Origin of the sequence: Phytohabitans rumicis, from assembly GCF_011764445.1 — a bacterium.
GTDB classification, from domain to species: Bacteria; Actinomycetota; Actinomycetes; order Mycobacteriales; family Micromonosporaceae; genus Phytohabitans; species Phytohabitans rumicis.
In genome coordinates, this window is sequence record NZ_BLPG01000001.1 from 4,981,406 (window position 1) to 4,996,946 (window position 15,541).

At 71.7% G+C, this 15,541-nt stretch carries 15 protein-coding genes and 2 pseudogenes; 8 read left to right on the forward strand and 9 right to left on the reverse strand.

Features of this window, described 5'->3' with window-relative positions; translation table 11 throughout:
* The first annotated feature begins 50 nt into the window (after nt 1-50).
* Nucleotides 51-1,529, forward strand: coding sequence for a leucyl aminopeptidase family protein (locus Prum_RS22440; RefSeq protein ID WP_246278602.1), 1,479 nt, complete (start codon nt 51-53; stop codon nt 1,527-1,529).
* Here the strand turns inward: Prum_RS22440 and Prum_RS22445 are convergent.
* Nucleotides 1,485-2,114, reverse strand: a complete 630-nt coding sequence (locus tag Prum_RS22445) for an O-methyltransferase (RefSeq protein ID WP_246278603.1) — start codon at nt 2,112-2,114, stop codon at nt 1,485-1,487. The two genes, Prum_RS22440 and Prum_RS22445, sit on opposite strands and share 45 nt — an antisense overlap.
* Nucleotides 2,115-2,254: 140 nt before the next feature.
* Between Prum_RS22445 and Prum_RS22450 the strand changes: the two genes are divergently transcribed.
* Together Prum_RS22450 and Prum_RS22455 are read left to right on the forward strand one after the other, a co-directional pair.
* Nucleotides 2,255-3,589, forward strand: coding sequence for a S1C family serine protease (locus Prum_RS22450; protein ID WP_173078294.1), 1,335 nt, complete (start codon nt 2,255-2,257; stop codon nt 3,587-3,589).
* A 24-nt stretch (nt 3,590-3,613) separates the two neighbouring features.
* The gene (locus Prum_RS22455) at nt 3,614-4,027 is read left to right on the forward strand and encodes a twin-arginine translocase TatA/TatE family subunit (protein ID WP_173078295.1); all 414 of its coding nucleotides are present in this window, start codon (nt 3,614-3,616) and stop codon (nt 4,025-4,027) included.
* Nucleotides 4,028-4,283: 256 nt separating this feature from the next.
* On the opposite strand, the gene Prum_RS22460 is transcribed toward Prum_RS22455, so the two are convergent.
* From Prum_RS22460 to Prum_RS22470, 3 genes are all read right to left on the reverse strand, one after another.
* Nucleotides 4,284-5,429 carry an Mrp/NBP35 family ATP-binding protein gene (locus Prum_RS22460; RefSeq protein WP_173078296.1) on the reverse strand — a complete coding sequence of 382 codons (1,146 nt, stop codon included), beginning with the start codon at nt 5,427-5,429 and terminating at the stop codon, nt 4,284-4,286.
* 768 nt (nt 5,430-6,197) lie between these two features.
* On the reverse strand, nt 6,198-6,734 hold the full coding sequence (locus tag Prum_RS22465) for a DUF1003 domain-containing protein (RefSeq protein WP_173078297.1): 537 nt from the start codon (nt 6,732-6,734) through the stop codon (nt 6,198-6,200).
* Nucleotides 6,727-7,977: a magnesium transporter MgtE N-terminal domain-containing protein gene (locus Prum_RS22470; protein ID WP_173078298.1), complete on the reverse strand. Its 1,251-nt coding sequence runs from the start codon at nt 7,975-7,977 to the stop codon at nt 6,727-6,729. Before Prum_RS22470 ends, Prum_RS22465 begins: the two co-directional genes overlap by 8 nt.
* Nucleotides 7,978-7,997: 20 nt before the next feature.
* Here Prum_RS22470 and Prum_RS22475 point away from each other — a divergent pair.
* A pseudogene (locus tag Prum_RS22475) lies at nt 7,998-8,231 on the forward strand (PhzF family phenazine biosynthesis protein); the annotation flags it as partial.
* Between the two features lie 153 nt (nt 8,232-8,384).
* Here the strand turns inward: Prum_RS22475 and Prum_RS22480 are convergent.
* Both Prum_RS22480 and Prum_RS22485 read right to left on the reverse strand, forming a co-directional pair.
* Nucleotides 8,385-8,899, reverse strand: a pseudogene (locus tag Prum_RS22480) (hypothetical protein).
* A 14-nt stretch (nt 8,900-8,913) separates the two neighbouring features.
* Entirely contained in the window at nt 8,914-9,615 is a 702-nt protein-coding gene (locus Prum_RS22485) for an HAD family hydrolase (RefSeq protein WP_173078300.1), read from the reverse strand.
* A gap of 139 nt (nt 9,616-9,754) precedes the next feature.
* On the opposite strand from Prum_RS22485, the gene Prum_RS22490 reads away from it, so the two are divergent.
* On the forward strand, nt 9,755-10,648 hold the full coding sequence (locus Prum_RS22490) for a DMT family transporter (protein WP_173078301.1): 894 nt from the start codon (nt 9,755-9,757) through the stop codon (nt 10,646-10,648).
* A gap of 108 nt (nt 10,649-10,756) precedes the next feature.
* A complete protein-coding gene (locus Prum_RS22495; RefSeq protein ID WP_173078302.1) occupies nt 10,757-11,710 on the forward strand; it encodes an HpcH/HpaI aldolase/citrate lyase family protein in 954 nt (317 codons plus the stop codon).
* A gap of 53 nt (nt 11,711-11,763) precedes the next feature.
* Here the strand turns inward: Prum_RS22495 and Prum_RS22500 are convergent, their stop codons facing one another.
* Nucleotides 11,764-12,147, reverse strand: a complete 384-nt coding sequence (locus Prum_RS22500) for a DUF4190 domain-containing protein (protein ID WP_173078303.1) — start codon at nt 12,145-12,147, stop codon at nt 11,764-11,766.
* Nucleotides 12,148-12,254: 107 nt separating this feature from the next.
* Between Prum_RS22500 and Prum_RS22505 the strand changes: the two genes are divergently transcribed.
* Nucleotides 12,255-13,052 (forward strand): SDR family NAD(P)-dependent oxidoreductase, encoded by a 798-nt coding sequence (locus tag Prum_RS22505; protein ID WP_173078304.1) that lies wholly within the window; start codon nt 12,255-12,257, stop codon nt 13,050-13,052.
* Between the two features lie 30 nt (nt 13,053-13,082).
* Here Prum_RS22505 and Prum_RS22510 read toward each other — a convergent pair whose 3' ends face one another.
* Nucleotides 13,083-13,586 carry a DUF4190 domain-containing protein gene (locus tag Prum_RS22510; RefSeq protein ID WP_173078305.1) on the reverse strand — a complete coding sequence of 168 codons (504 nt, stop codon included), beginning with the start codon at nt 13,584-13,586 and terminating at the stop codon, nt 13,083-13,085.
* Nucleotides 13,587-13,777: 191 nt separating this feature from the next.
* Between Prum_RS22510 and Prum_RS22515 the strand changes: the two genes are divergently transcribed.
* On the forward strand, nt 13,778-14,974 hold the full coding sequence (locus Prum_RS22515) for an acyl-CoA dehydrogenase family protein (protein ID WP_173078306.1): 1,197 nt from the start codon (nt 13,778-13,780) through the stop codon (nt 14,972-14,974).
* On the opposite strand, the gene Prum_RS22520 is transcribed toward Prum_RS22515, so the two are convergent.
* Nucleotides 14,975-15,520 (reverse strand): excalibur calcium-binding domain-containing protein, encoded by a 546-nt coding sequence (locus tag Prum_RS22520; RefSeq protein ID WP_218577306.1) that lies wholly within the window; start codon nt 15,518-15,520, stop codon nt 14,975-14,977.
* Nucleotides 15,521-15,541: the final 21 nt, after the last annotated feature.

The following is a 15,541-nucleotide window of genomic DNA, read 5'->3' on the forward strand; positions in this document are numbered from 1 at the left end:
GCGTGGCCGTGCCGGCGGGCCTCTCTGTCATGATCATGGAGGTGTCCAGGGTGTTGGCCGTTCGCGTCGCGACGGAGCCGGGTGGCGGGCGCACCGTCGTACTCCCGGTGGTGGCCGGGGACGGTGGGCCCGAGCTGCCCCGTTTGGCACTGGGCCTGCCAGCCGACGCGCTCGCGGAAGCCACCGCGGTGCTCGTCGAGGTGGGCGACGGCGCGTACGCGCTGCCGCGGCCCCTGCGCACCCCTGGCCGCCTCCTGCTCGTCCCGGTGGACACCGGCGACGAGGCCGGTTGGCGCGCCGCCGGAGCGGCCATCAGCAGGGCGTACGGCGATGAGATGTCGATCACTATCGCGATGCCGGCCGATGCGCCGCCGGCCGCCGTACGCGGGCTGGCCGAAGGGCTGTGGCTGGCCGCGTACGCGTTCCGGATGCCCCCCGATTCCGACCCCGACCGCGATGTGACGATCGCCGTCGACCGGCCCGACCGCTACGAGGCCGCGCTGGCCACCGCCCGCGCCACCGCGGAGGCCACCGTGCTGGCCCGCGACCTGACCAACACGCCGTCGTCGCTCAAGACCCCGGCCTGGCTCGCCGACCAGGTGGTCGCGGCGGCCGCCGGGCGCCCCGGCGTCACCGTCACCGTCCGGGAGCCGGCCCAACTCGCCGCCGAGGGGTTCGGCGGCGTACTCGCGGTCGGCGGCGGCTCGGCCAGCCCGCCCCGCCTGGTCGAGCTGAGCTGGCGCCCTCCGGCCGAAGCGGGCCGGCCGGCACTGCCGCACGTGGTGCTCGTCGGCAAGGGCATCACCTTCGACACCGGCGGCATCTCGATCAAGCCGCGGGACAGCATGAAGCTGATGCGCAAGGACATGGGGGGCGCGGCGACGATCCTCGCGGCCACGCTGGGCGCCGCGGCCCTGCGGCTACCCGTACGGGTGACCGCGCTCGCCCCGCTCGCGGAAAACCTGATCAGCGGCTCGGCGTACCGGCCGGGCGACGTGATCAAGCACTACGGCGGGCTCACCAGCGAGTCGACCAACTCGGACGCCGAGGGTCGCCTGGTGCTCGCCGACGCGCTGGCGTACGCGGTGGAGCGCCTGTCGCCGGACCTGCTCATCGACCTCGCGACCCTGACCGGCGCGAACGCCGTGGCCCTCGGCAAGCGCACGGCCGCCCTCTACAGCGACAGCGACGAACTGGCCGGCGCCCTGCTCGACGCGGCCGCGGAGGCCGGCGAGCTGGCCTGGCGCATGCCGCTGCACGGTGACTACGTCGAGTACCTCGGCAGCGACCTGGCCGACCTCTACAGCGCGCCGGACCGCGGCGCCGGCTCGGTGGTGGCCGCGCTGTACCTGCGGGAGTTCGTCGGTGACCGGCGGGACCGCTGGGCACACATGGACATGTCCGCCCCGTCGTGGTCCGACAACGCCGACGGCGTGCTCGCCAAGGGCGCCACCGGTTATGGCGTGCGCACCCTGTTGCGCTGGCTAGCCGCGCTTGACGGCGGCCAGCAGGCCCTCGCCGGCCGGTAGCAGCGCCGGGATCCACTCGTCGGCCTCGCGGACCGCCTTGATGACCTCGCGGATCGTCACGGTCTCGAGGTCGCGCGCGGCGGGGTCGGCGATCCGGCCGCCGGCCAGCGCGCCGTTGAGGGCGAGCACCCCGCCCGGCCGCAGCAGGCGCAGGGCCGCGTCGACGCAGGCGCCGTACTCGGCCGGGTCGGCGTCGACAAAGATCATGTCGTAGACGCCGTCGGCCAGCCGGGGCAGCACGTCGAGCGCACGGCCCGTGATGATCCGGGTACGCGAGGACGCGAACCCCGCCTCCACGAAGATCCGCCGGGCGATGCGCTGGTGCTCGTTTTCCAGGTCGATCGTGGTGAGCACCCCATCGGCGCGCATGCCGCGCAGCAGCCACACGCCGCTGACCCCGGTGCCGGTGCCGATCTCGACCACCGCCCGCGCGCTGCTGGCGGCGGCCAGCAGTCGTAACGCCGCCCCGGTGCTGGGCGCGACGGGGTCGAGCCCGACCTCGCGGGCCAGCGTGCGGGCGGTCTGTAGGACGAGATCCTCGGCGACGTACCCCTCGGCGAACTGGAGCGCCTGGGCGGTGGTCAGGCCGCCGAAGCGAGCGACCGTGGCGATGGTGAACCTCCTGCGGCGGGGTACCGGTCGGAGTATCAGACTAAGGCGCGGGGGTAACAGAACGGGAGCCGACGCATCCACTGAATGCTTCCGCCCCATCCGTGCAATCCTGGATGCACGGGAAGGACCCCTACTGGGAGGCAGCGAACGTGACCGACGGCTGGAACTGGCACCAGCCCGACGGCACCGCGACCCCGGCACACCAGCCGGCGTTGACGAGGCCGCCGGTGAGTCCGCCGGATGCCGGTTCACCCTGGTGGTCAGACGCCCTCGGAGATCCGTGGCGCGACCCGCGCGCTCCGGCCGCGGTGGTGCTGCCGACGCCCCCTGGCGCGGGCGGTGCGGCGCCCGAGCCGGTCACCGACCCGGATGCCGCGCCACGGCGCGGCATGACCTCTGTCTTGCTGATCTCGATCTTCGCGGCCCTGCTGGCCGGGTCGCTCGGCGGTGCCCTCGGGTACGCCTTCGCGGTGCGCGGCGGCGTCGCGGGCGGGACCGTGCTCGGCTCGTCCGGCGAAGCACCCGAGGTGGCCCAGCGCCCGCCGGACTCGCTGGCGGGCGTCGCCGAGCGCGTGTCGCCCAGCGTCGTCACGGTACGCGTGGCAGCCAGCGGCGGATCCAGCGTCGGCTCCGGCTTCGTGGCCACCGCCGACGGGTACGTGATCACGAACGACCACGTCGTCGAGGGCGCCTCGGGCGGGGCGACCGTGGTCTTCAGCGACGGCTCGACCGCGTCCGGCTCGGTCGTGGGCCACGACGCGGAGTCCGACATCGCCGTGATCAAGGTGTCGCGGCCCAACCTCGTACCGGTCGAGTTCGGCGACTCGGAGGCCATCGCGGTCGGCGACCCGGTGCTCGCGTTCGGCTCGCCGCTGGCGCTTGCCAACACCGTCACCGCCGGGATCGTGAGCGCCCTCGACCGTACGATCCAGTCCGGCGAGCCGGGTGGACAGGTCCGGTACTACGCGGCGATCCAGACCGACGCGGCCGTCAACCAGGGCAACTCCGGCGGCCCGCTCGTCGACGGCGCCGGCCGGGTGATCGGCGTCAACTCGGTGATCAAGTCGCTCGCCGCGGACGAGGAGCAGGCCGGCAACATCGGTCTCGCGTTCGCCATCCCGATCAACCAGGCCAAGCGGGTGGCCCAGGACATCATCGACACCGGCAAGGCCCGCCGTACGGTGATCGGCGCCACCGTGGCCGACAACGGCCGCAACCCGGGCGGCGGCGTACGCCTCTCGGCCGTCGACGCCGGTGGTCCCGCGGCCGCGGCCGGGCTGAAGGCGGGCGACGTGGTGACGAAGCTCGACGGGCGCCTGCTCGAAGAGGGCACCGACCTGATCGCGCTGGTCCGCAAGTACGCCCCCGGCGCCGTCGTCACCGTCGAGTACCGCCGGGGCAGCACCAAGCAGACCGCCTCAGTGACGTTGGCCGCCGACGCCAAGTAGCCTTCGGGGCGAGGAGGGCGTCACATGTTCGAGAACCTGAACTGGTGGGAGATCGGGGCACTGCTTCTGCTCGCCCTGTTGATCTTTGGCGACAAGCTGCCCAACGTGATCTCCGACGGCCTTCGGATGGTCCGCAACCTGCGCAACATGGCGCGCAACGCCACCGGTGACCTCAGTCGCGAGCTGGGCACGGACATCCAGCTTGAGGATCTGCACCCGAAGGCGTTCATCCGCAAGCACCTGCTCAGCGAGGAAGACGAAGAGGCCCTGCGCAAGCCTCTGAAGGGCATCTACGACACGGTCAAGTCCGACCTGACCAGCGTCAAGGACGAAATCAACGACGTAGCGGCCTCCGTCGACCCCAGGACCCCCGCCCCGTCCTCCGCGACGCTGACCCCGGTCAACCGCCCCAAGACGTACGACGCCGACGCCACATAACGCGCCCTCCCCCCGTTGCCCCACGGCCCGCTCCGCCGCGCGCCGGCTTGCGCGGCGCCCCGGCCTCCGCGCCCGCGCCGGGCCCCGGCCCGCGCGGCGTCGATCAAGGACTTTGCCGTCGATCAAGGGCAAACGGCCGCGCTTTGATCTCCGATCCACGACCGTTTGCCCTTGATCGACGCGGAAGCCCTTGATCGGCGAACGGCGCGAGGGGCGGCGAACGGCGCGAGGGGCGGCGAACGGCGCGAGGGCGGCGCTAGGCGCGGGAGGGGCGTAGGCCCAGCGGCTTGCCGACCAGGGACTCGCGGCGGACCGCCAGCCGGTCGGCGACCGCGGACAGCGCGACCGACGCGGGCGCGTCCGGCTCGTCGAGCACGATCGGCTTGCCGGCGTCGCCCGCCTCGCGTACGCGGGTGTCGAGCGGGATCTGGCCGAGCAGTGGCACCGCGGAGCCCACCACCCTGGTCAGCGACTCGGCCACCGTGGCGCCACCGCCCGCGCCGAAGATCTCCATGCGCTCGCCGGTGGGCAGTTCCAGCCACGACATGTTCTCCACCACACCGACCAGCCGCTGGTGGGTCTGCAGGGCGATGGCGCCGGCGCGTTCGGCAACCTCGGCGGCGGCGGTCTGCGGGGTGGTGACCACGAGGATTTCGGCGTTCGGCAGCAGCTGGGCCAGCGAGATCGCCACGTCGCCCGTACCCGGGGGCAGGTCGAGCAGGAGCACGTCCAGGTCGCCCCAGTAGACGTCGGCGAGGAACTGCTGGAGCGCCCGGTGCAGCATCGGGCCGCGCCAGACCACGGCCGCGTTGCCGTCGGTGAACATGCCGATCGAGATGACCTTCACCCCGTACGCCTGCGGCGGCATGATCATGTCTTCGACCCGGGTCGGCCGCCCGTCCACGCCGAGCATGCGGGGCACCGAGTGGCCGTAGATGTCGGCGTCGACCACGCCCACGGACAGCCCGCGAGCCGCCAGCGCGGCCGCCAAGTTGACCGTCACGCTGGACTTTCCGACGCCGCCCTTGCCGCTTGCCACCGCGTACACCCGGGTGCGCGAGCCGGGCTGGGCGAACGGGATCACCGGCTCCGGGGTCGCCGAGCCGCGCAGCTTCGTCTGCAGGGCCTGCCGCTGCTCCGGGCTCATCACGCCGAATTCGATCTCCACGGCGGTGACGCCCGGCACCGCGCCGACCGCGGCCGTGATGTCCGAACGGAGCTTGTCACGCAGCGGGCAACCGGCGACGGTGAGCAGCAGGTCGACCCGCACCACACCGCGCTCGTCGATCACCGCGGAGCGGACCATGCCCAGGTCGGTGATGGGCCGGCGGATCTCCGGGTCGTCGACGGTGGCGAGGGCAGCCTGGATGGCTTCCTCGATGGTGCTTACCGGTGCGGACATGTACGCCATGCTACGTCGGGTCGGATCGCCCACCCGCAGTGGCAAGGTGTGGCATTTTACGCTGCCTGTCGGGCATGTGTGGTCTTTTTGGATATTGTCGGTTTCCGGCTGGACGCCGTACCCCCTCAGGTGCGACGATCGTTGAAGAACGCCGCGCGCCTGGCCCCTTGGGGCGCGCGGCGCCACCCTTTCGGGCCTCCGCGGCAAGAGAACGCCGCGCGCCCGGCCACAGCACCTTCGAGGGGGCGCGCGGCGCCACCCTTTCCGGCCTCCGCGCGAAGAAACGCCCTTCTTCTGGCGCCAACTCCATGATCACCGTGGACTGGGTCGCATGATCCGCGCAATGTCTCGGAAACTGCTGCTTCCCGAGCGCGGGAACCAGCAACTTCTCCGACATTGCTGCTTCTCGCCCCAGTAGGGGTCCCTGTGGGCGAGGCCGGGAAGTTAAGGGAGCCCGCCGTATCGAGTAACGGCCCGCCGCGGGGCGACTATTCGCCACGGTCATGGATGGCCTGGGATCTCGCGGTCGGGTATGCCGGATACGTCCGAGCGGCCGGTCCGCTGCATGGCGACCTTGGTATCCCGGCGCCCTCCCAGGGGCGTTTAGATACCAAGGTCCATTCCGTACGCCCGCCCGGTCTCCCGTGCCGCCATCTCCATGATCACGACAGTGCTGGCACTGCTTGACGGCGCCCCCCAAACCCCTAACTACCCGGAGCTGAGCAGGGGCGCGGTGAGCGCGTCGCACAACGGAGGCGGCCGCGCCGCTCAGTCCGAGTCGCGCTCGTCGTACGGCTCGCGCAACGTGCGTACGGGGGTGCGGCGGCGTTGCATCTCCACCAACTCGTCCGCTAGGCGGGCCAGTTCGGAGCGGATGAAGTCGCGGGTCGCTACCTCGCCGAGCGCGATGCGGAGCGCGGCGATCTCGCGGGCCAGGTACTCGGTGTCGGCCTTCTGCATCTCGGCCCGCCGGCGGTCCTCTTCCAACCCGAGGCGGTCCCGGTCGGCCTGCCGGTTCTGGGCGAGCAGGATCAGCGGAGCCGCGTACGACGCTTGCAGCGACAACACCAAGGTCAGAAACGTGAACGTGTACGGGTCGAAGCGCAGGCTCGCCGGGGCGAGCGTGTTCCAGGCGATCCACAGCAGGATCACCACGCTCATGTAGACCAGGAACTTCGCCGTACCCATGTAGCGGGCGATGGCCTCGGACCACTGGCCGAACGCCTCGGGGTTGAAGCGCGGCAGACGGATGCGGCGCGGCTCGCGCGGCTGGTCCAGCCGCCCGCCCGCGCGGTGCTCACTCATCGGAGCCCGTGTCCCGGTCGCGCCAGTCCGGCGGCAGCGAGTGGTCCAGTACGTCGTCGACGGTGACCGCACCGACGAGCCGGTTGGTGCGGTCCACGACCGGCATCGCCACCAGGTCGTACGTGGCCATCCGGCGGGTGACCTCGACCAGCGGCGTGTCCGGGGCCAGCGGGTCGATGCCGTTGTCGAGCACGCCGCCCAGGATCTCGGCCGGCGGCTCGCGCAGCAGCCGCTGGAAGTGCACGACGCCCAGGTAGCGGCCGGTCGGCGTGGCCATCGGGGCGCGGGCGATGAAGACCTGCGCCGCGACCGCGGGCGGCAGTTGCGGCTCCCGGATGCGGGCCAGCGCCTCGGCGACCGTGCTGTCCGGGGTGAGGATCACCGGCTCGGACGTCATCATGCTGCCGGCCGTGCCCTTCTGGTACTTCATGAGCTGGCGGACCGGGTCGGCCTCGTCGGGCTCCATCAGGTCGAAGAGCACTTCCTGCTCGGCCCGCGGCAGCTCCGCGAGCAGGTCGGCCGCGTCGTCCGGGTCCATTTCTTCGAGTACGTCGGCAGCCCGCTCCCGGTCCAGCGCGACGAGGATCTCGACCTGGTCGTGCTCGGGCAGCTCACCGAGCACGTCGGCGAGGCGCTCGTCGTCCAGCGCTGCGGCCACCTCGTTGCGCCGCCCGTCGGTCATGTCCTGCAGGGCGTTTGCCAGGTCGGCGGGGCGCATGCCTTCCAGCAGGGCGAGCAGGTTCGCCGTACCCTGCGTGTCCGGCACGCCGATCAGGCCGCGCGCGCGGTGCCAGTCCAGCTGGTGCAGGTGGCCGCGGCGGGTCAGGCGGCCGGTGTGTTCGCGCACAGCGACCTTGGTCAGCGACCATTCGCCGGCTCGGTTTGCTTCCATCGCCACGTCCACCACGATGCCCGGCACCTCGTCCGGCTCGATCGTGACGCGCCGGTCGAGCATGTCTTCCAGGACCAGCAGCTCGTTGGGGCGCTTCTCGAAGCGGCGCAGGTTGAGCGTGCCGGTGCCGAGCACGACCGAGTCCGAGTCGATGTAGGTGATCCGGCCCATCGGCAGGAAGATCCGCCGGCGCAGCGGCATCTCGGCGACGAGGCCGACGACCTGTGGCGGGCGGTTGGTCGTACGCAGCCGCGCGACCGCATCCCGGACCCGGCCGACCTGGTCGCCATTGGGGTCGAACACCGGCAGGTCGGCGAGCCGAGCCACGTACACCCTGGTCGCCGTGGTCACGGGATCAGCGTAGTGCCATAGGCTGCCATGGCATGTCGACCTTGGACTACCAGATCGTGGAGACGGTGTTGATCCTGCCGCCGACCGATCCGGCCGCGGCCACCTACCGGGCGCGGATCTTCACGCCGTCCGCCGAGTTGCCCTTCGCGGGGCACCCGAGCGTGGGCGCGGCGGTGGTCCAGTCCGGCGGCCCTGGCCGGGTGATCCAGGAGTGCGGCGCCGGGCTGCTGCCGATCGACGTGACGGCGGACGGCGAGATCGGCCGCCCCTCCACACTGGACTGCACGGTCACGGCGCCGCCGGGTCGGCAACGGTGACCGGCCAAGTCGTCCCGGTCGCCCGGGGCACCCTGTTGATCAGGGATCTACTCCGCTGACACGCCGCGACCCGCCCGAGCCGTTCCCTGATCAACGGGGAGGGCGGGGAGGGCGGGGAGGGCGGGGAGCGGCGCCGCGGACTTTGTGGAGGCGGAAGGGGCGCTTCGCGGGGCGGGCGGCGTCCGAGTCGCGGGGTGGGGCTGCCTCCGAGGCGGAGCCGGGCTTCAGCGGGTCGCCTGCTGGGGTCAGGCGGACGATTGCGCACTCCGCCGCCCAGCGGTCCACCAGGGCGGACGCGGCGCCGGTGGCGTTGAGGCGCTTGGTGGCCAGTTGGGGGCCACCGTGGCCCACTCCTCGCTGCGGGGGTCGACGCGGGTCACCTCGGCCGGCCAGGTCACGATCCGTCCACCGTGGTCGCCGCGCAGGCGCACCTCGGCGGCGGTCGCGATGGCCAGGCCCGGCGCCGACTGCTCGCCGGGGCCGCTCACCACGTACAGGGCGTCGTCGAGGGGCAGGCACCACAGCGCCAGCGCCGGCCCGTCGCCGACCGCGACCCAGGCCACGGACGCCTTCTTCATCGCCTCCGCGATCAGGGGATCCGGCATGGGAGCATCATGCCTCACCCGACGGCCGCGGGCGCCCGGTCGACCAGGCCGACGACGTCGGTCAGCGACGCCACGCTCGGGCCCGTCCACCCCACGTCCGCGTTGAATACCAGGTGCCCGGCCAGGTCGGGGGCGGCCAGCCGGACCGCGGTCATGCCCAGTTCGGCGGCGCCGGTCAGCTCCCGGCTGCCACCGTCGCCGACGTACAGGCACTCGTGCGGCTCCACGCCCAGGCGGTCGCACGCCGCCAGGTAGATCCCCGGCTCGGGCTTGCACCGTCCGAGTTCGACGGAGTAGACGCAGGCGTCGAGCAGGGGCGCCACCGGCAGCCGGGGCAGGAAGGCCGGCAACTCGTAGGCGCAGTCGCTCACGACCGCCGTACCCAGGCCGCGCCGGCGCAACGCGAGGAGAGCGGCCACGGCATCACCGCGCAGCGCGGTGTCCGCGCGCACGGCCTCGACCCGCGCGACGAGCGCCGCCCGCAGGCTGCCGCGGTTCGGCTGGCCACCGGCCTGCTCGCTGACCCAGTGCAGCGCGGCCTCCGCCGATCCGAAGAGGCCGCGGGCCCGGGCATAAAAGGACCGATCGAGTACGGCGACCAGCGCGGCCGGGTCGCAGCCGAGCATCCGGGCGATGGTGGCGTGCTGCGGCCCACGCCGTACCGAACGGGTCAAGGTGCCGAAGAAGTCGAAAAGCACCGCACGGTACGCGGGCATGAAGAATCAGCCTCCGAAGGGGGTTTAAGGAGTTCCGAGGCACGGATCGGGCGAGCCTAGCGGGATGCCTGCACGCGCACAGTCAGCAACTGTTAGTAATGAGATAACTGCAACAAGTGACGTGTGAGGATAAAACACCGTGCATGTTGCGGCGCTCGGCATCGCGGTGATCGCCGTCTCGTCTTCCGCCCCGCTGATCGCGTACGCGGCGGCTCCCGCCCTGGCGATCGCGTTCTGGCGCAACATGCTGGCCGTCGGCGTGCTGGGCCCGTACGCGGCGGCGCGCCGGCGGGACGAGTTGCGCGCCCTGGTCCGGGGCGACCAGCGCACCGAGGGCCGGTACAGCGTGCTGGCCGGCGCCGCGCTGGCGGTCCACTTCGGTACGTGGGTGCCCAGCGCCCAGCTCACCTCGGTGGCGTCGGCGACCGCGCTGGTCGCCACCCAGCCGGTCTGGCAGGGGCTGATCGCGCTCGGGCAGGGCCGCCGGTTGCGGCCCGTCACCTGGGTCGGCATCGGCATCGCGGTCGCCGGCGCGGTGCTCGCGACCGGCGCGGACTTCGGGACCTCCGGTCGGGCTCTCGCGGGCGACCTGCTGGCGCTGGTCGGCGGCCTGGCGGGCGCGGTCTACACGGCCCTCGGCGAGCGGGCCCGCGCGGCGATCAGCACCACCGCGTACACGTTGGTCTGTTATGCGGTCTGTGCCGCCGCGCTGCTGGCGGTGTGTCTCGTGGGCGGCGTGCGGCTCGCCGGCTTCGACCGCTCCACCTGGCTGGCGATCCTCGGCCTGGTGGCGGGCGCGCAGCTGCTCGGGCACTCGATGTTCAGCTACGCGCTGCGAAAGGTCTCCGCGACCACGGTCAGCCTGCTGATCCTGTTGGAGGTGCCGGGCTCGGCGCTGATCGCGTGGGCCTGGCTGGACCAGTTGCCGCGGGCCGCGTCGGTGCCCGGTCTGGCGCTGGTGGTGGCCGGCGTGGCGGTCGTCGTCCTGGGCGGCGCACGCGCCCCCCGCCGCGAGCCCGAGGCCCCGCTCTAAGTGCATGGAAGGGTCAGTGAGATCTTCCACAGGTTGGTTCTCGGGTGGCGGGCACCGAGGTTACCGTTGGGTCACATCGCGCCTTACCGTTCATTAAGGAGCCGCCCGATGGTCGCTGCCGGACGCCCGCGCCGCTCCTGCCTGGCCGTGCCCGGATCGAGCCTGAAGATGCTCGACAAGGCCCGGGGCCTGCCGGCCGACCAGGTCTTTCTCGACCTGGAGGACGCGGTCGCCCCGCTGGCCAAGCCGGACGCCCGCAAGAACATCGTCGCTGCCCTCAACGAGGGCGACTGGGGCGGCAAGACCCGGGTGGTACGGGTCAACGACCTGACCACGCCGTGGACGTACCGCGACGTGGTGGAGGTCGTCGAGGGCGCCGGGGCCAACCTGGAGTGCATCATGCTGCCGAAGGTGCAGACCGCGGCCCACGTGGAGTGGCTCGACCTGACCCTCACCCAGATCGAGAAGACGCTCGGCCTGCCGGTCGGCCGCATCGGGATCGAGGCCCAGATCGAGAACGCCGCGGGTCTGGTCAATGTGGACGCCATCGCCGCCGCCTCGCCCCGGGTCGAGACGATCATCTTCGGGCCGGCCGACTTCATGGCGAGCATCAACATGAAGTCGCTGGTGGTCGGCGCGCTGATCCCCGACTACCCGGGCGACCCGTACCACTACATCCTCATGCGCATCCTGATGGCCGCCCGCATGCACGACAAGCAGGCGATCGACGGGCCGTTCCTGCAGATCCGCGACGTGGACGCGTTCCGCGAGGTGGCGAAGCGGTCGGCGGCGCTGGGCTTCGACGGCAAGTGGGTGCTGCATCCGGGCCAGATCGACGCCGCGAACGAGGTGTACTCGCCGGCGCAGGAGGACTACGACCACGCCGAGCTGATCCTCGACGCGTACGACTTCTACACGTCCGAGGCCGGTGGCAAGCTGGGCGCGGTCATGCTCGGCGACGAGATGATCGACGAGGCGTCCCGGAAGATGGCGCTGGTCGTCGCCGCCAAGGGCCGGGCCGCCGGCATGCGCCGGACCAGCACCTTCACCCCACCCGAGTGATCAAGGGGTCCTTCAAGTCGTTCTAACGACTTGAAGGACGCCTTGATCACGGGTTAGTACGTCGTCGAGGTCTCCGAGTTGATCGCGATGATGATGATCACCACGTAGAACGCGATCAGGAGCACCATCAGCCCGGTGATGATCCAGCCGACGATGATGCCGGCCAGGGCCATGCCGTCGCCGGCCTCGCCCCGCTCGCGGATCTGCCGGCGGGCGACGTGGCCGAGGATCGCGCCGACCGGCGCGCTGATGCAGGTCGCGATGCCCGCGAGCGAGCAGATCAGGGCCGCGATCGCCAGACTGTTCGTGGGACGGGCCATCGGCGGCGGATACCCGTACCCCGGGTAGGCGGGCGGCGCGTAACCACCCTCCGGCTGGCCGGCCTGCTGCTGCGGCCAGGACGGGTCGCTCCAGTTGCCGGGCTGGGGGTACGTCATGGTGATCTCCGTCGTTGGCGAGGGTGCCCGCCAGGGTAGCGGTCGGTCTCCACTCGCCGTGACCCCGGTCGTTGCTCCGATTGCCCGGACCGGGCAGGATCGCGGACATGGATGAGGACGCCTCCACACCCGCGCCCGACTACGGCACGCTCCGCCTCGACGGGCGGGTGGCGCTCGTGACCGGCGCCGGCAGCCCGGACGGCATCGGCTACGCCACCGCCCGGAGGCTCGTTGACCTGGGCGCGCGGGTGGCGATCGTGTCCACCACCCGGCGCATCCACGAGCGGGCGTCGGAGCTGGGCGCCACCGGTTTCGTCGCCGACCTGACCGACGAGTCCGAGGTCGGCGCGTTGGCCGACGCGGTCGCCGAGCAGCTCGGCGACGTGGAGGTGCTGGTCAACAACGCCGGCCTCGCCAGCCGGGCCAGCCCGGAGGTGCTGCGGCCGGTCGCGCAGCTCACGTTCGACGAGTGGCGGCGCGAGATCGACCGCAACCTGACCACCGCGTTCCTGTGCAGCCGGGCGTTCATCGGCGGCATGGCTGAGCGGGGCTGGGGCCGGATCGTCAACCTCGCCGCCACGGCCGGCCCGGTCAACGCGCTGCCGACCGAGGCCGCGTACGCCGCCGCCAAGGCGGGCGTGGTGGGTCTCACCCGGGCGCTCGCGATGGAGATGGTCGCCGACGGGGTGACCGTCAACGCGGTCGCGCCGGGCACGATCTACACCGCGGCCTCCACGGTGGCCGAGCTCAAGCAGGGCCTGGGTACGCCGATGGGCCGGCCCGGCACACCGGAAGAGGTCGCCGCGGCGATTACGTTCCTGTGCTCGCCGGCCGCGTCGTACATCACCGGGCAGATGCTGGTGGTCGACGGCGGCAACAGCGTGCGCGAGGCGCAGTTCCGGTAGGCCGGTCCCTGCGCCTCGCCAGGGTGTCCGTCAGTACGTGCTGCCGGAGTCGCCGCCGCTCGCGATGGCCGCGATGATCCCGATGCAGCAGAAGGCCGCCGTGAGGCCGGTGAAGATGTAGCTCAGCACGAGGCCGGCGGTCGCGAGGCCGCCGCCCTGCTCGCCGCGCTCCTTGATCTGCTTCTTGGCGATGTGGCCGAGCACGATGCCGACCGGTGCGAAGACGAACGCGAAGACGAGCGACAGGATCGCCATGACGTTCGTGCCAGGAGTCTGGGCGTAGCCGCCGGCCGGGTACTGCTGCTGCCCGGGGTACTGGCCGTAGTACTGCTGCCCCCCGTACTCCTGGCCGGTGTATGGCTGTCCGGTGTAGGGCTGGCCACTGTACGGCGCGGCCGGAGAGCCGGGCTGGCCGTACGGGGCGGCCGGCGACCCCGGCTGCTGCGGCGCGGCGTACGGGTCGGAGTACGGCTGCTGCGGCGGCTGCTGCGCGTTCGGGTCGTACGGCTGCTGCGGCTGATAAGGGTCGGTCATTTCTCTATTTCCTCCTTGTCATACGGCACGGTACTAGGCCGCGTCCCCCTGCGCGGCGCCCGCGCGCGATGGCGTCGGGGAGGCGGCTGCAGCCAGCAACGCCGGTGAACCTTTTCACAGACGTTGAAGGGATCCACCATGGGACGATACTGAGCAAGCGTTTAGTTACCGGCTGGTAATCGGAGGCAAACATGGCGCGCCTCGCCCAGACCCCAGGTCTGACCGACGTCCAGCGCTCGATCCTGGAGACCGTACGGGAGTTCGCCGACAAGGAGATCATCCCGAACGCCCAGCGGCTCGAGCACGCCGACGAGTACCCGACGGACATCGTCGACGGCATGCGCGAGATGGGCCTGTTCGGTCTCACCATCCCCGAGGAGTACGGCGGGCTCGGCGAGTCGCTGCTCACGTACGCCCTGGTGGTGGAGGAGCTGTCGCGCGGCTGGATGTCCATCTCCGGCATCGTCAACACCCACTTCATCGTGGCGTACCTGGTGACCCAGCACGGCTCGGCCGAGCAGAAGGCGTCCCTGCTCCCGCGGATGGCGGCCGGCGAGGTGCGCGGCGCGTTCTCCATGTCCGAGCCGGGCTGCGGCTCCGACGTGGCGGCGATCCGCTCCAAGGCGGTCCGGGACGGCGATGACTTCGTCCTCAACGGGCAGAAGATGTGGCTGACCAACGGGGCGTACTCGTCGGTGGTGGCGACCCTGGTCAAGACCGACACCGGCGCGGAGTCGGTGTACGGCAACATGACCACGTTCCTGCTGGAAAAGGAGCCCGGTTTCGGCGAGACGGCGCCGGGGCTGACCATCCCCGGCAAGATTGAAAAGATGGGCTACAAGGGCGTCGAGACCACCGAGATGGTCCTCGACGGCGTGCGGGTGCCGGCGTCCGCCGCGCTCGGTGGGGAGTCGGCCGTCGGCCGGGGCTTCTACCAGATGATGGACGGCATCGAGGTGGGCCGGGTCAACGTCGCCGCGCGCGCCTGCGGCATCTCCATCCGCGCGTTCGAGCTGGCCGTCGCGTACGCCCAGCAGCGCCAGACCTTCGGCAAGCACCTCGCCCAGCACCAGGCCGTCGCGTTCAAGCTCGCCGAGATGGGTACGAAGATCGAGGCGGCCCACGCCCTCATGGTCAACGCGGCCCGGCTGAAGGACTCCGGCGCCCGCAACGACGTGGAGGCCGGCATGGCCAAGCTGCTCGCGTCGGAGTACTGCGCCGAGGTGGTCCAGGAGGCGTTCCGCATCCACGGCGGATACGGCTACTCCAAGGAGTACGAGATCGAGCGGCTCATGCGCGAGGCGCCGTTCCTGCTGATCGGCGAGGGCACCTCGGAGATCCAGAAGACGATCATCTCCCGGGGACTGCTCAAGGAGTACCGCGCCTAGCTAGGGCTTTCCCGTCTCGCACGCCACGCCGTCGCCGTCCTTGTCCAGCGCCGGCGCGTACCCGGGGTCGCTCGCGTAGAGCGGGGCGGCGCCGGCCTTGCGAGCCTGGCCGCAGTTCTTGTACGACACCGTCGTCACCGCCTCGGACGGTGGTGCCGCTGGGGTCGTACGCGGGGCCGGGTCGCCGCCGTCGGTCGCCGGCTTTTTCTTGGTCACCGGCGTGCCCTGGGCGCTCGTCAGCGGCGGCGCGGCCGGCTGCACCGGCTCGGTCCGCTCCCGCGCCGGCGGCTTGGGCGCCTCGGCGACCGGCGCCGGGCCGGCGAAGACGACGCCAAACATCGCCGTGCCGAACGCGAGCGCCAGGAGCAGCGCGATCGCGAAGAGCCAGAAGCGCCGGCGGTTGGACATCTTTCCGGTCATCGCGACGGGCTCCTGCATCGGCTTCGCCTGCTTGCGCTGCCCGTAGTGCGAAGAAGCCTGGTTGGCCCGTCCGTAGATGACCGCACGCCGCTCTCGCCACGATTCGTCGAGTGGCCGGTAGGTCACGACAGCAGTTTTCCACGGGCC

Bases quoted from the DNA above. Each gene is read 5' to 3' on its own strand.
- Prum_RS22495 (WP_173078302.1), top strand. From the start codon at position 10,757: ATGGTCGCTGCCGGACGCCCGCGCCGCTCCTGCCTGGCCGTGCCCGGA.
- Prum_RS22515 (WP_173078306.1), top strand. From the start codon at position 13,778: ATGGCGCGCCTCGCCCAGACCCCAGGTCTGACCGACGTCCAGCGCTCG.
- Prum_RS22505 (WP_173078304.1), top strand. From the start codon at position 12,255: ATGGATGAGGACGCCTCCACACCCGCGCCCGACTACGGCACGCTCCGC.
- Prum_RS22455 (WP_173078295.1), top strand. From the start codon at position 3,614: ATGTTCGAGAACCTGAACTGGTGGGAGATCGGGGCACTGCTTCTGCTC.
- Prum_RS22485 (WP_173078300.1), bottom strand. From the start codon at position 9,615: ATGCCCGCGTACCGTGCGGTGCTTTTCGACTTCTTCGGCACCTTGACC.
- Prum_RS22510 (WP_173078305.1), bottom strand. From the start codon at position 13,586: ATGACCGACCCTTATCAGCCGCAGCAGCCGTACGACCCGAACGCGCAG.
- Prum_RS22500 (WP_173078303.1), bottom strand. From the start codon at position 12,147: ATGACGTACCCCCAGCCCGGCAACTGGAGCGACCCGTCCTGGCCGCAG.
- Prum_RS22460 (WP_173078296.1), bottom strand. From the start codon at position 5,429: ATGTCCGCACCGGTAAGCACCATCGAGGAAGCCATCCAGGCTGCCCTC.
- Prum_RS22450 (WP_173078294.1), top strand. From the start codon at position 2,255: ATGCACGGGAAGGACCCCTACTGGGAGGCAGCGAACGTGACCGACGGC.
- Prum_RS22465 (WP_173078297.1), bottom strand. From the start codon at position 6,734: ATGAGTGAGCACCGCGCGGGCGGGCGGCTGGACCAGCCGCGCGAGCCG.